At 66.1% G+C, this 13,904-nt stretch carries 9 protein-coding genes and 6 tRNA genes; 13 read left to right on the top strand and 2 right to left on the bottom strand.

Features of this window, described 5'->3' with window-relative positions; all coding sequences use genetic code 11:
- Positions 1-382: 382 nt before the first annotated feature.
- From M2421_RS19555 to M2421_RS19615, 13 genes are all read left to right on the top strand, one after another.
- Positions 383-458: transfer RNA gene (locus tag M2421_RS19555), tRNA-Lys, on the top strand.
- Between the two features lie 863 nt (positions 459-1,321).
- Positions 1,322-1,597 carry a hypothetical protein gene (locus M2421_RS19560; RefSeq protein ID WP_259209992.1) on the top strand — a complete coding sequence of 92 codons (276 nt, stop codon included), beginning with the start codon at positions 1,322-1,324 and terminating at the stop codon, positions 1,595-1,597.
- A 73-nt stretch (positions 1,598-1,670) separates the two neighbouring features.
- Positions 1,671-1,755: transfer RNA gene (locus M2421_RS19565), tRNA-Leu, on the top strand.
- Between the two features lie 236 nt (positions 1,756-1,991).
- A complete protein-coding gene (gene tig / locus M2421_RS19570; protein WP_259209995.1) occupies positions 1,992-3,287 on the top strand; it encodes a trigger factor in 1,296 nt (431 codons plus the stop codon).
- Positions 3,288-3,353: 66 nt separating this feature from the next.
- Positions 3,354-3,980 carry an ATP-dependent Clp endopeptidase proteolytic subunit ClpP gene (gene clpP, locus M2421_RS19575; protein ID WP_038690153.1) on the top strand — a complete coding sequence of 209 codons (627 nt, stop codon included), beginning with the start codon at positions 3,354-3,356 and terminating at the stop codon, positions 3,978-3,980.
- A gap of 126 nt (positions 3,981-4,106) precedes the next feature.
- Positions 4,107-5,396, top strand: a complete 1,290-nt coding sequence (gene clpX / locus M2421_RS19580; RefSeq protein ID WP_259209997.1) for an ATP-dependent Clp protease ATP-binding subunit ClpX — start codon at positions 4,107-4,109, stop codon at positions 5,394-5,396.
- Positions 5,397-5,539: 143 nt separating this feature from the next.
- A complete protein-coding gene (gene lon, locus M2421_RS19585) occupies positions 5,540-8,005 on the top strand; it encodes an endopeptidase La (RefSeq protein WP_259209998.1) in 2,466 nt (821 codons plus the stop codon).
- A gap of 205 nt (positions 8,006-8,210) precedes the next feature.
- Positions 8,211-8,483 (top strand): HU family DNA-binding protein, encoded by a 273-nt coding sequence (locus M2421_RS19590; RefSeq protein WP_038690141.1) that lies wholly within the window; start codon positions 8,211-8,213, stop codon positions 8,481-8,483.
- Positions 8,484-8,494: 11 nt separating this feature from the next.
- Positions 8,495-8,569: transfer RNA gene (locus tag M2421_RS19595), tRNA-Val, on the top strand.
- Positions 8,570-8,597: 28 nt separating this feature from the next.
- Positions 8,598-8,674: transfer RNA gene (locus M2421_RS19600), tRNA-Asp, on the top strand.
- Positions 8,675-8,783: 109 nt separating this feature from the next.
- A tRNA-Asp gene (locus M2421_RS19605) sits at positions 8,784-8,860 on the top strand.
- A 91-nt stretch (positions 8,861-8,951) separates the two neighbouring features.
- A tRNA-Asp gene (locus M2421_RS19610) sits at positions 8,952-9,028 on the top strand.
- Positions 9,029-9,727: 699 nt separating this feature from the next.
- The gene (locus M2421_RS19615; protein WP_259209999.1) at positions 9,728-11,701 is read left to right on the top strand and encodes a peptidyl-prolyl cis-trans isomerase; all 1,974 of its coding nucleotides are present in this window, start codon (positions 9,728-9,730) and stop codon (positions 11,699-11,701) included.
- Positions 11,702-11,897: 196 nt separating this feature from the next.
- On the opposite strand, the gene M2421_RS19620 is transcribed toward M2421_RS19615, so the two are convergent.
- Both M2421_RS19620 and gloB read right to left on the bottom strand, forming a co-directional pair.
- Positions 11,898-13,130 carry a lytic transglycosylase domain-containing protein gene (locus M2421_RS19620; protein WP_259210000.1) on the bottom strand — a complete coding sequence of 411 codons (1,233 nt, stop codon included), beginning with the start codon at positions 13,128-13,130 and terminating at the stop codon, positions 11,898-11,900.
- Entirely contained in the window at positions 13,127-13,894 is a 768-nt protein-coding gene (gene gloB / locus M2421_RS19625) for a hydroxyacylglutathione hydrolase (protein WP_259210001.1), read from the bottom strand. The genes M2421_RS19620 and gloB overlap by 4 nt, the downstream gene beginning before the upstream one ends.
- Between the last annotated feature and the right edge of the window lie 10 nt (positions 13,895-13,904).

Here is a 13,904-nt window from a genome sequence, read left to right on the forward strand (position 1 = left end):
CGAGCCATGCTCGGCAATAGGCCCTCCCAACGCCCGCAGCAAACGGTAGTGCCGAGCCATGCTCGGCAATCGGCCCTCCCAGCGCCCGCAGCAAACGGTAGTGCCGAGCCATGCTCGGCAATAGGCCCTCCCAACGCCCGCAGCAAACGGTAGTGCCGAGCCATGCTCGGCAACAGGCCATCCCAGCGCCCGCAACAAACGGTAGTGCCGAGCCATGCTCGGCAACAGGCCATCCCAACGCCCGTAGCAAACCGTAGTGCCGAGCCATGCTCGGCAACTGGTCATCGGCCGGCAGTATCCCAGTCGCGCGCATTCGCCTCCCATTCAAACAAAACGCTTGCGCCACCCGCAGGAAATCCTGCATAATTCGCCTCCCGATTTCGGGCTGTTAGCTCAGTTGGTAGAGCAGTTGACTCTTAATCAATAGGTCCAAGGTTCGAATCCTTGACAGCCCACCAAGACAGAAGCCGCCTGGTCCGCCAGGCGGCTTTTTTCTTGCCCGGCGTTCGGTGTGCTGAAGGTAGGAGAGCCCCCTTGAGTCAAGGGGGCGCGGCGAAGCCGCGGGGTTCTGGGTGCTGATAAGAGGGGCCCGCGTGTTGCGCAGCAAGACGTGGGGCTGCAGCGCGAATGCGCAGCAGCTCCCCCACCAAGACAGAAGCCGCCTGGTCCGCCAGGCGGCTTTTTTCTTGCCCTGCGTTCGGTGTGCTGAAGGTAGGAGAGCCCCCTTGAGTCAAGGGGGCGCGGCGAAGCCGCGGGGTTCTGGGTGCTGATGAGAGGGGCCCGCGTGTTGCGCAGCAAGACGTGGGGCTGCAGCGCGAATGCGCAGCAGCTCCCCCGCCAAGACAGAAGCCGCCTGGTCCGCCAGGCGGCTTTTTTCTTGCCCGACTGTTCCGTGCGCTAGCGGGAGGAGAGCCCCCTTGAGTCAAGGGGGCGCGGCGAAGCCGCGGGGTTCTGGGTGCTGATGAGAGGCGCCCGCGTGTTGCGCAGCAAGACGTGGGCTGCAGCGCGAATGCGCCGCAGCTCCCCCACCAGGTCAGGCGCCGCCTGGGTCCGCCCAGGTGGTTTCTGGGGTGCTTTGTGAGGCCGGCAGAGGCGTCCGCTGACCTCTTCCAGGCGCGGCGTCGCCGGAAAAGGCATGGCGGCCCAGCGCCCACCCCACCGACCGCCGTCAAAAAACCCGGCGCCTGCCTGAGGTTTGCGTGCAGCAGGCCAAGCCCGTCACCCCGATTCCGCAACCTGCGGACTGGCGCACGAACGGCAGCCGTCAATCGCGCTTCACTCGGGCTTCCGCGCCCCGGCGCACGCTCCAGGAATCGCCCCGATGAACACCCGAACCACCGCCCGAACCTTGGCCGCCATGCTGCTGGCTGCCTGCACCGCCGCCGCCATGGCAGCGCCGCCGCAGGACCTGGCCGCGCCCGGCGTCAGCGAGGCCGGGCTGGCCACCACCGTGGTCCGCGACCACGTGCAGGAAGGCGAGTTCGTGCCGGCCCGGCCGTTGCCCGGCGATCCCGCAAACCCCTTTGCGCGCACCGTGCTGCGCACCGGCGTGGCCGAGGACGACACCCAGCCGGCACGTCCACTGCCCGTGGAGTGACGGACGGGCGGGTGATGACCTTCCGCTTTGTTGCTCGGCCTGCAACAATGCGCCCCTGCCCAGCGCAGGCCTCGCGAAAGTGGCGGAATTGGTAGACGCCCTGGATTTAGGTTCCAGTGCCGCAAGGCGTGGGGGTTCGAGTCCCCCCTTTCGCACCAGTCATCCCGGCCCCTGGCCGGCACCATGACGATGGGCACGTCCCGGATCCCGGGAGACGGCCGCATGCTGCCCGGGCCGCCCTTCACGGCCGCCCCAGCCCTGCGCTGGCGGCGCTGGCCGATATCGGCGAAACTACAGGGCTGCGGCGGGCATGCGCGTCAACGACCCCGCGTTCAAAACCCGTTCCATCCATCACATCGTGCCGGGGGCGTTGCCGCCGGTGGCAGGAGTCAACATGCAAGCTTCGATCGAATCCACTGGCAATCTGGAACGCCGCCTGACCTTCTCGCTGCCGGAAGACCGCCTGCAGACCCACATCAGTGGCCGTCTGGGCGAAATCGCCCGCACCGCGCGCATCAAGGGCTTCCGCCCGGGCAAGATCCCGGCCAAGGTGATCGAACAGCGTTTCGGCCCGCAGGTCCGCAGCGAGGCCGTCGACGGCCTGCTGCGCGAGACCTTCGACGCGGCCCTGCGCGAGCATGAACTGCGCATCGCCGGCACGCCGCGCATCGACAAGGGCGAGGAAGGCGAGTTCTCCTTCGTCGCCACCGTCGAGCTGATCCCGGACTTCGGCGATGTCGACGTCAGCAAGCTGACCGTGGTCCGCCATACCGCCGAGATCAGCGATGCGGACATCGACCAGATGATCACCAACCTGCGTGAACAGCGCCGCAGCTGGAGCCCGGTCACCCGTGGCGCCCAGGACGGCGACCTGGTCGCGCTGGAAACCTTCTCCCAGGCCGGCGACGAGCGCCTGCCGGCCGAAGGCAGCGAAAAGGGCAGCGTGATCGTGGGCCAGGGCATGATGTTCGAGCAGATCGAGCAGGGCCTGGTCGGCCTGGCCAAGGGTGAGGAAAAGACCCTGGACGTCGAATTCCCCGCCGATTGGCGCGTGCCCGCGCTGGCCGGCAAGCAGGTCAAGGTCACCGTCAAGGTGGTGGACGTGTCCGCCCCGGTGCTGCCGGACGTGGACGAGGACTTCATCAAGAGCTTCGGCGTGAAGGGCGGCGACGTGGAGCAGTTCCGCAAGGACATCCGCGCCAACCTCGAGCGCGAGCTGAAGGGCGCGCTGATGAACCGCCTGCGCCGGGAAGTGGGCGAGCAGCTGATCGCGGCCTACGCCTCGGTGGAACTGCCGCCGCGCCTGGTCGAGAACGAAGCCCGTGCGATGCTGGCCCAGCAGGTCGAGCAGATCCGCCGCAGCGGCCGCAATCCGGGCGACATCCCGGCCGACGCCCACGAAGGCTTCAAGGACGCCGCCTCCAAACGCGTGCTGGTCGGCCTGCTGGTCGGTGAAGTGGCCCGCAGGAACGACCTGCGCCTGGACCCCAAGCGCCTGAATGAAACCATGCGCCTGATCGCCTCCACCTATGAAGAGCCGGAGCAGGTCATTGAGATGTACCGTAATGACCCCCAGCTGATGAGTGGGCTGCAGAATCGCGTGATGGAAGAGCAGGTGATCGACTGGATCGCCGAGCGCGCCCAGCACACCGAAGAGCAGCTGTCGTTCCAGGACGCGATCCGCCAGTAAGCGGCCCGTGTTTTACGCCCCGCGCCCCGGCGCGGGGTCGTTCCCCCCAAAATAGGTGCCTCACTAATGGACAACCGAACCACAGCCCTGAACATGGTTCCGATGGTGGTCGAACAGACCAGCCGCGGCGAGCGCGCCTATGACATCTATTCGCGCCTGTTGAAGGAGCGTCTGATCTTCCTGGTGGGCCCGATCGACGATCACATGGCCAACGTGGTGGTGGCGCAGCTGCTGTTCCTGGAAGCGGACAATCCGGAAAAGGACATCAGCATCTACATCAACTCGCCCGGTGGCGTGGTCACCGCCGGCATGGCGATCTACGACACCATGCAGTACATCAAGCCGGACGTGAGCACCATCTGCGTCGGCCAGGCGGCCTCGATGGGCGCCCTGCTGCTGGCCTCCGGCGCGGCCGGCAAGCGTTATGCGCTGCCGAACTCGCGGGTGATGATCCACCAGCCGCTGGGCGGCTTCCAGGGCCAGGCCACGGACATCGACATCCATGCCCGTGAAATCCTGACCCTGCGTTCGCGCCTGAACGAGGTGCTGGCCAAGCACACCGGGCAGTCGCTGGAGACCATCGCGCGCGATACCGAGCGCGACAACTTCAAGAGCGCGGCCGATGCGGTGGCCTACGGTCTGGTCGACCAGGTGCTCGAGCGCCGTCCGGAAGAGTCGATCACCCCGGCGTGATGATGCAGCCAGGCCGGCATTCCGGCTTGTTTCCGCAGGGTCGGGCCGGACTGGCGTCCTCCCGACCCTGTGCTATTCTCGAATCGAACCCCCGTTCAGCGGGTGGGGTAACTGGGTAAGCGAAGCATGAGCGAAGACCGCCAAGGTCGTTCCACGGACACCGGCAAGATCCTCTACTGTTCTTTCTGCGGGAAGAGCCAGCATGAGGTGCGCAAGCTGATTGCGGGCCCGAGCGTGTTCATCTGCGATGAGTGCGTGGAGCTGTGCAACGACATCATCCGTGAAGAACTCGAGGAAAAGGCGCAGTCGGCGCGCAGTTCGCTGCCCAAGCCGCGCGAGATCCTCGAAGTCCTCGACCAGTACGTGATTGGCCAGAACCGGGCCAAGCGCACGCTGGCCGTGGCTGTGTACAACCACTACAAGCGCATCGAGAGCCGGCAGAAGAACGACGAGGTCGAACTGGCCAAGTCGAACATCCTGCTGGTCGGTCCGACCGGTTCGGGCAAGACGCTGCTGGCCGAGACCCTGGCCCGCCTGCTCAATGTGCCGTTCACCATGGCCGACGCCACCACGCTGACCGAAGCCGGTTACGTGGGCGAAGACGTGGAAAACATCATCCAGAAGCTGCTGCAGAAGTGCGACTACGACGTCGAGAAGGCACAGCAGGGCATCGTCTACATCGATGAAATCGACAAGATCTCGCGCAAGAGCGAGAACCCGTCGATCACCCGCGATGTGTCCGGCGAAGGCGTCCAGCAGGCCCTGCTGAAGCTGATCGAAGGCACCGTGGCCAGCGTGCCGCCGCAGGGCGGGCGCAAGCATCCGCAGCAGGAATTCCTGCAGGTGGACACCAAGAACATCCTGTTCATCTGCGGCGGCGCGTTCGCCGGGCTGGACAAGGTGATCCAGGCCCGTTCCAACGACGCCGGCGGCATCGGCTTCGGCGCGAAGGTCAAGAGCTCCGAGCGCAAGCAGGAAGTGGGCAAGGTGCTGGCGGAAGTCGAGCCGGAAGACCTGATCAAGTTCGGCCTGATTCCGGAGTTCGTCGGCCGCCTGCCGGTGGTGGCGACCCTGGAAGAGCTGGACGAGGCCGCCCTGGTCAGGATCCTGACCGAGCCGAAGAACGCCATCACCAAGCAGTTCAAGAAGCTGTTCGAGATGGAGCACGTGGAACTCGAGTTCCGCCCGGACGCCCTCTCGGCCATTGCCCGCAAGGCGCTGAAGCGCAAGACCGGTGCCCGTGGCCTGCGTACCATCGTCGAATCGGTACTGCTGGACACCATGTACGACCTGCCGTCGGCCGAGAACGTCAGCAAGGTGGTGGTGGATGAATCGGTGATCGAACACAAGTCCGAGCCGTACCTGATCTACCAGACCCCGCCAGCCCCTGAACAGAAGGCCGCAGGCGCGGAGTAATCGGTTCAAGCGTTTGAATTGAAACAAGTTTATTAGAACAGCTTGCATCTAGAAGCCGATGGCCCCATAACGAGGCCATCGGCTTTTTTTGTATCCGGGCGAGGCCGCCCGGAGGCCATCCCCACTGTTCCACTGGAGCCCACATGGCCCGTTCCCCTACTGAGACTCTCGACCTGCCGGTACTGCCGCTGCGTGACGTGGTGGTGTTCCCGCACATGGTCATTCCGCTGTTTGTCGGCCGCGACAAGTCCATGCACGCGCTGGAACAGGCGATGGCGGCGGACAAGCGCATCCTGCTGCTGGCACAGAAGTCGGCCGAGACCGACGACCCCAACGCGGCCGATCTTTACCAGGTCGGCACGCTGGCCCAGGTGCTGCAGCTGCTGAAGCTGCCTGACGGCACCATCAAGGTGCTGGTGGAAGGCCTGTCGCGGGTCAACGTCACCCAGGTCACCGAGCGCGACGGCGCGCTGCACGGCGTGGCCACCGAAATCGAATCGGACGAATCGCGCGAGCCGCGCGAGATCGAGGCGATCGCCCGCTCGCTGATGTCGCTGTTCGAGCAGTACGTCAAGACCAACCGCAAGCTGCCGCCGGAGCTGCTGCAGACCCTGGCCGGCATCGACGAGCCCTCGCGCCTGGCCGACACCATCGCCGCGCACATCAGCGTGCGCCTGGCCGACAAGCAGCGCCTGCTGGAAACCCTGCAGATCGGCGACCGCCTGGAAATGCTGGTCGGCCTGGTCGACGGCGAGATCGACGTGCAGCAGATGGAAAAGCGCATTCGCGGCCGCGTGAAGTCGCAGATGGAAAAAAGCCAGCGCGAGTACTACCTCAACGAGCAGATGAAGGCCATCCAGAAGGAACTGGGCGACCTGGACGACGCGCCGGGCGAGCTGGACGAACTGGCGCGCAAGATCGCCGAGGCGGGCATGCCCAAGCCGGTGGAGACCAAGGCCAAGGCCGAACTCAACAAGCTCAAGCAGATGTCGCCGATGTCGGCCGAAGCCGCGGTCGTGCGCAACTACCTGGACTGGCTGCTGGGCGTGCCGTGGAAGAAGCGCACCAAGGTGCGCAAGGACCTCAAGGTTGCGCAGGACACGCTGGATGCCGATCACTTCGGCCTGGACAAGGTCAAGGACCGCATCCTGGAATACCTCGCCGTGCAGTCGCGGGTGAAGCAGATGAAGGGCCCGATCCTGTGCCTGGTCGGCCCGCCCGGCGTGGGCAAGACCTCGCTGGGGCAGTCGATCGCCAAGGCCACCAACCGCAAGTTCGTGCGCATGAGCCTGGGCGGCGTGCGCGACGAGGCCGAGATCCGTGGCCATCGTCGGACCTACGTCGGCTCGATGCCGGGCCGTATCGTGCAGAACCTCAACAAGGTGGGCAGCAAGAACGCGCTGTTCGTGCTCGACGAGATCGACAAGATGTCGATGGATTTCCGTGGCGATCCGTCCTCGGCGCTGCTGGAAGTGCTCGACCCGGAGCAGAACAACGCCTTCAACGACCACTACCTGGAAGTGGACCTGGACCTGTCCGAAGTGATGTTCGTGGCGACCTCCAATTCGCTCAACATCCCCGGCCCGCTGCTGGACCGCATGGAAGTCATCCGCATCCCCGGCTACACCGAGGATGAGAAGCTCAACATCGCCATGCGCTACCTGGTGCCCAAGCAGCTCAAGGCCAATGGCCTCAAGCCGGAGGAACTGGAGATCGAGGCCGACGCCATCCAGGACATCGTGCGCTACTACACGCGCGAATCGGGCGTGCGCAACCTCGAGCGCGAAGTGGCCAAGATCTGCCGCAAGGTGGTCAAGGACATCGCGCTCGCCGGCCCGGCCGGGCTGCCCAAGCCGGCCAAGGCCGGCAAGAAGGCCAGCGCGAAGAAGAAGGCGCTGGTGGTGGTCAATGGCAAGAACCTGGACAAGTACCTGGGCGTGCGCCGGGTCGACTTCGGTCGTGCCGAAGAACAGAACGAGATCGGCCTGGTCACCGGCCTGGCCTGGACCGAAGTCGGTGGCGATCTGCTGCAGATCGAATCGACCCTGGTCCCGGGCAAGGGCCAGCTGATCCTCACCGGCCAGCTCGGCAACGTGATGAAGGAGTCGGCCTCGGCCGCCCTGTCGGTGGTGCGCTCGCGCGCCGAACGCCTGGGCATCGACAACGAGTTCCTGCAGAAGCACGACGTGCACGTGCACGTGCCCGATGGCGCCACCCCGAAGGACGGCCCCAGCGCCGGCATCGCGATGGTGACCTCGCTGGTGTCCACGCTGACCAAGGTGCCGATCCGCGCCGAGGTGGCGATGACCGGCGAGATCACCCTGCGCGGTCGCGTGACCGCGATTGGTGGGCTCAAGGAGAAGTTGCTGGCGGCGCTGCGCGGCGGCATCACCACGGTGATCATCCCCGAAGAGAACCGCAAGGACCTGGCGGACATCCCGGCCAACGTGACCCGCGACCTGAAGATCATTCCGGTGAAGTGGATCGAAGAGGTGCTGGACCTGGCCCTGGAGACCCCGCTGACCCCGAAGAAGGCCAAGAAGGATGGGGCGCGCGTCACAGTGCGCAGCAAGAGCAAGACAGCTTCCAACGCGCGCGTCAAGCACTGACGCGCCATCTGGAAATCGCCGAAACCCGCGTCGTTATTGGCTTTTCAGCTTGCGCGGGTAGGGGTGCGCTGGTATAAAAGCAGCACTCGCGAGTCAGCACTCACTGACGTCGGCGAATCGAGAACTTCACTGGCGTCCGGCCGCAGTCTGGGTCGGATGCTTCACTGTCGAACATGCGGAATCCCCGCCAAAGGAGCTGTACAGAATGAACAAGACCGAATTGATCGACGCCGTTGCCGAGGCTGCCGACCTGACCAAGGCCGAGTCCAACCGCGCCGTCGACGCCGTCATCGCTTCCATCACCAAGGCCCTGAAGGGCGGTGACGCGGTGACGCTGGTGGGCTTCGGTACGTTCCAGGTTCGCGCGCGTGCTGCCCGCACCGGCCGCAACCCGAAGACCGGCGACACCATCAAGATCGCTGCATCGAACAATCCGTCGTTCAAGGCTGGCAAAGCCCTGAAGGATGCCGTAAACTAAGCGGCTTGCTGGGGTGCTTAGCTCAGCGGTAGAGCGTCTCCTTTACACGGAGAGGGTCGGGGGTTCGAAACCCTCAGCACCCACCACAGCACCGCCAGTAAAAGTTTGAAATGTGGAGCGGTAGTTCAGCTGGTTAGAATGCTGGCCTGTCACGCCGGAGGTCGCGGGTTCGAGTCCCGTCCGCTCCGCCAGTTTCAATAGGGCCCCTGAGCGATCGGGGGCCTTGTTTTCTCCAGCGATGTACGTCGCGGTGAAAGGTGGTAGAGCCGACCGTTGGTCGGCTGAAAAAAGTTCAAGCGCGGAGCGGTAGTTCAGCTGGTTAGAATGCTGGCCTGTCACGCCGGAGGTCGCGGGTTCGAGTCCCGTCCGCTCCGCCAGTTACAAAAAAATCCTCGAAAAAAAGCAGTATTCGGGGTAGGTTTTCTGAATATCTTCGGATAGAATGAGCGCCTGCAAAGTTTCAAGCGCGGAGCGGTAGTTCAGCTGGTTAGAATGCTGGCCTGTCACGCCGGAGGTCGCGGGTTCGAGTCCCGTCCGCTCCGCCAATCTTTGAAGAGCCCCTGGTGAAAACCAGGGGCTTTTTTTTGGCTTTTCTCCCAATGAGAACGGGACCGTCCTGTTGCACCGGCGGGAGCAGGTGGCGTACGTCCGTGCTCGTTCGTCCGGGTAGTCCCGGCGACGTCGTGGATCGGGTGGCGGCGCCGTTCGGAATTACTGCGAGCGTGAGGCCCCGCAGCCGCCGCCAGGCCCCTGGCGCAACGGTCCCTCGGCCTGGCGGACTCCTCCGTTATTTTGCCGAGGAGCCTGCCGACCGCGACGGGGCTCGGCTCGCGGTACAGGCGCGGTGTCGGACGTTTTTTTTGCGGCCGTTGGTGGGTTGGGCGCTGGCTCCCCATGCCCTTGGAGGCGAAATAAAGGGGGAGGGGGCGGCCGTAGGCCGACGCCGGAGGACATTCGCCGGAAAGGGCATGGGGAGCCAGTGCCTGACCCGCCAACAGTCGCGTCCGGCGTGGGCCACAGCGCGCTTCGTGCGTTTCAGGCCGATGGCAGAGAGCCGGCTTTGCCTGCTGCGAAAGCATCCAGCGCACCATGCCCAGCTGCCGACGCCGGGATCGATGCAGGTGCGACATCCAGCGGCCCGCAGCCGTTGCGGTAGCGGCCCCGCGCCTGCCCGCGCGGGTTTTGGAGCCACGCCGGAAGCGGGTTACACTGCCCGGCTCGCCACTCAGGCCATGATTTTTCCCATGCTGCAGAAACTTCGCGACAAGACCTCGGGCTGGATCGTTACGGTGATCCTGGGGCTGCTGATGATTCCGTTCCTGTTCGTGATCGACTCCAGCTACCTCGGTGGCGTGGGCGCGCAGAACGTGGCCAAGGTGGCAGCGCCGCCGACGTGGTGGCGCTCGGCGCCGTCGTGGTGGCCGATGTCGTTCCTGTGGCAGCACCATGAGATCAGCTCGCAGGACTTCCGTGTCCGCTTCGAGCAGGCGCGCCAGCAGGCCCGCCAGGAGCAGGGTGAGGACTTCGACCCGCGCCATTTCGAAAGCACCGAGAACAAGCTGGCCGTGCTCGAGCAGATGATCGACGAGCAGGTCGTGCGCCTCGCCGGCGAGCAGTCCGGCATCGTGATCGGCGACAACGCCGTGCGCGAGTACATCGCCGCGATCCCCGCGTTCATCGGCGCCGATGGCAAGTTCAACGACAACCAGTACCGGATTGCGCTGGCCAGCGGCAATCCGCCGCGCACCCCGACCCAGTTCGAGGCGCTGGTGCGCGAAAGCATCCAGCAGGCCGTGATCCCGTCCGCGCTGCAGTCGTCCGGTTTCGTCACCCAGGCCGAGACCGAGCGCCTGCTCAAGATGCTGGGCGAAACCCGCGACATCGAACTGGCCGCGCTGCCGGACGTGCCGGCCGACACCGCGCCGGTCACCGACGCGCAGATCAAGCAGTGGTACGACGGCCACCTCAAGCAGTTCCGCCAGCCGGAAACCGTGTCGCTGGAATACGTTGAAATCAACGGCGCCAGCCTGCCGCCGGCCACGGCCGCCGACGAAGCGACCCTGCGCAAGCGCTATGACGAAGAGAAGGCGCGCTTTGCCACGCCCGAACAGCGACTGGCCTCGCACATCCTGATCGCCGCCGATGGCAGCGATCCGGCCAAGCTCAAGGCGGCCGAAGAAAAGGCCCTGCGCCTGACCGCCGATGCCAAGAAGCCGGGTGCCGATTTCGCCGCCCTGGCCAAGGCCAACTCCGAAGACCCCGGTTCCAAGGAACACGGTGGCGACCTCGGCTGGGTCGAGCGCGGCGCGATGGTCAAGCCGTTCGAAGATGCGCTGTTCAACATGCAGGCCGGTGAAGTGACCGGGCCGGTCAAGACCGACTTCGGCTACCACGTGCTGCTGCTGCGCGAGAAGAAGGGCGGCGAAAGCCGTTCGTTCGAGCAGGTGCACGACCAGCTGGTGGCCGAGCAGCTGAAGGCGGACAACGAGCGTGCGTTCACCGAGCTGAGCGGCCGCCTGGTCGACCTGGTCTACAAGAACCCCACCTCGCTGGAAGGCGCGGCCAAGGAACTGAACCTGCCGGTGCAGACCCTGGGCCCGTTCACCCGCGCCACCGCCAGCGGCGTCGCCGCCAACCCGGCGGTACTGCGCGCGGCGTTCTCCGACATCCTGACCCAGGACGGTACGGTCAGCGACCCGATCGAGATCGCGCCCAACCACAACGTGATGATCCGGGTGACCGAGCACAGCCCGGAGCAGGCACTGCCGCTGGACAAGGCGCGCGAACAGGTGATCGCCGCGATCCATGCCGACCGTAGCCGCCAGGCCTCGGAGAAGGCCGCGGACGCGCTGCTGGCCAAGCTCAAGGCCGGGCAGAGCCTGCAGGAACTCGCCGTCAGCGAGAAGCTGCAGCTGAACCCGATGCCGGGCCTGCCGCGTACCCAGCCGGTTCCGACCCCGGAAATCAACCGCGCCGTGTTCTCTGCGGTTGCGCCGACCGAAGGCAAGCCGAGCTACGGCAAGGTGGCGGTGCAGGGCCGGTACGTGGTCTATGCGGTGACCAAGGTCAGCCCGGGCAACCTGGCGGAGATCCAGCCGGAGCAGAAGAAGGCCTTCAGCGAACAGCTGAACCAGATCGACGGCCTGGCGGCGGCCAAGGCCTACATCGAGGCCATGCGCAAGCACTACCGCGTACAGACCGAAGAAGCCAACCTGTAACCGATCCGGTCGCAGCGGCAGCAGAAGGCCCGGCATTGCCGGGCCTTCTGCGTTTGTGGGGTGGGGCACGTGCGGCCCCTGCGCGCGCCGCCGTGGCGCCCAGCGCGGGCCTCCGGTGGCCGTCCATCCCCCGGAAACGACGATGCCCGGCATCGCCGGGCATCGTGGTCATCCTCATGGCCGGCGGGAAATCCCGTCAATCCTCCACGCGCAGCACCGCGCCCGGCTTCAGCACGCTGCTGCCGGTGAGCCCGTTCAGCGACAGCAGGGCCTTGAGCGGCATGCCGTAGCGGCGCGCGATGGTCCATGGCGACTCACCGTCGCGCACGGTATGGCGGCGGTTGCGCGGGCGATCGGCGCTGCTGGCCACGGTTCGGGCGGCGCGCGGGGCGGCGGGGGCGGCCTTGGCCGTCGGCAGGGCATCGCTGGCCGTGGCGGGCGCGTCCACCGCGGCGACGGTGGCCATCACCGCAGCGCTGGCATCCGCCGGTGCATGCGCCGCCGGCGCCAGCACGGTCACTTGGCCGCTCGGGCGGCCCTTGCCGCTGGCCAGCGCCGGGTTGAGCCTGGCGATCCGTGCCGGGTCCAGGGAGCGCTGTGCGGCCCACTGCTGGACGCTGGTGCCGGCCGGCAGGGTGTGGCCCTTCAGCACCGGCACGGTGCGGTCCAGCGAGGCCATCACGCCGGGCTTGGTCTCGGCGTTCTCCAGCACGCAGGCCAGCGCGTGCAGCTTCTCGACGTAGGCGTAGGTGATCGGCGACAGGCCCGGCAGTTCGGCCGGGCGCGCGTTCTGCGCGTTCATCCCGGCCTTGCGCAGTGACTGCAGTACCCGGTACTCGCCGGCGTTGTAGGCCATGGTGGCCAGCCGCCAGTCGCCGCCGAACATGCCGTGCAGGGTTTTCAGGTAGCGCACTGCGGCCTGGGTCGAATCGACCGCCGAGAGGCGGCCGTCGTAACCGGCGGTCATCTGCACGCGGTGGTTCTTGGCGGTGGTGGCGATGAACTGCCACAGGCCCGCCGGACCGCTGCCGTTGCGGGCATTGGGGCGGTAACCGCTTTCCACGAACGGGATCAGGGCGAACTCGGTCGGCAGGTTCGACCGGCGCAGTTCCTCGACCACGTAGCCGAACAGCACCAGGGCATCGTCGTCCTGGTTGGCCAGGCGCGAGGGCGCATGGGCAAACTGTTTCTGCCAGCGCGGGCTGGTGGCCTCGGCATTGCAGGTCGGCTCGGCCAGGCCCTCACGGAAGCTGGCGAAGATCTCCTGCCCGTTGCGCACCGAGACCGGCGGCAGGGCGCTGGCCTCCAGTGGCAGCTGCGACAGGCCGGCCACGTTCTGCGACATGCCGGCACTCAACGACTGGGCGCTCGCGCCGCCGGCCAGGGACAACCCCAGGCCGAGCGCGAGCGGCAACAATCGCCGGCTCATGTACGGAATCCGTCTTTCCAGCCGCGCAGACCTGCGACGACATCGACTTCATCGGTGACGGGGCGACCCAGGTAGGCACTGACGGCCTGCTGGATCGAGTGCGTTCCGGTACGCAGGAACGGATTGCATTCAAGCTCGCTGGCCAGTGACACGGGCAGCGTGGGGCGGTCATCGCGGCGCATGGCCAGGGCCTCCTCATGGCGCTGCAGCAACGCAGCGTTGGTGGGGTCGACATGCCGCGCGAAGACGGCATTTGACACGGTGTATTCGTGCCCGCAACACAACAACAGGTGCGGCGGCAGGGACGCCAGCTTGTGCAGGGATGCCAGAAGCTGGGACGGCGTACCTTCGAACATGCGGCCACAGCCCAGGCTGAACAGTGCGTCGCCACTGAAAAGATGTTCAGCGGTGTGAAGCGCGACATGCGAACGGGTGTGACCGGGCACGGATACTACGTGGAACCTTTGGCCCAATGCCTGAACGGGTTCACCTTCAACGACCCGATGGGTCGCCAGGGGGATGCGCGGATCGGCCGGTGCATGCACCTCCAGCCCCGGGTAGCGGGCCTGCAGCTCGGCCACGCCGCCGATGTGATCGTCGTGGTGATGGGTGAGCAGGATCGCCCGTGGCACCCATCCCTGCTGCGTTGCGGCAGCCACCACCGGCGCCGCCTGGCCCGGATCGACCACGACCGCCTGGCCGTCTTCGGCGACCAGCGCCCAGATGTAGTTGTCCGCAAATGCGGGTAGGGCAGTGAGTCGCATAGAATTGGAC

It is taken from the genome of Stenotrophomonas sp. BIGb0135, from assembly GCF_024810105.1.
In the GTDB taxonomy this organism is placed as follows: Bacteria; Pseudomonadota; Gammaproteobacteria; order Xanthomonadales; family Xanthomonadaceae; genus Stenotrophomonas; species Stenotrophomonas maltophilia_AB.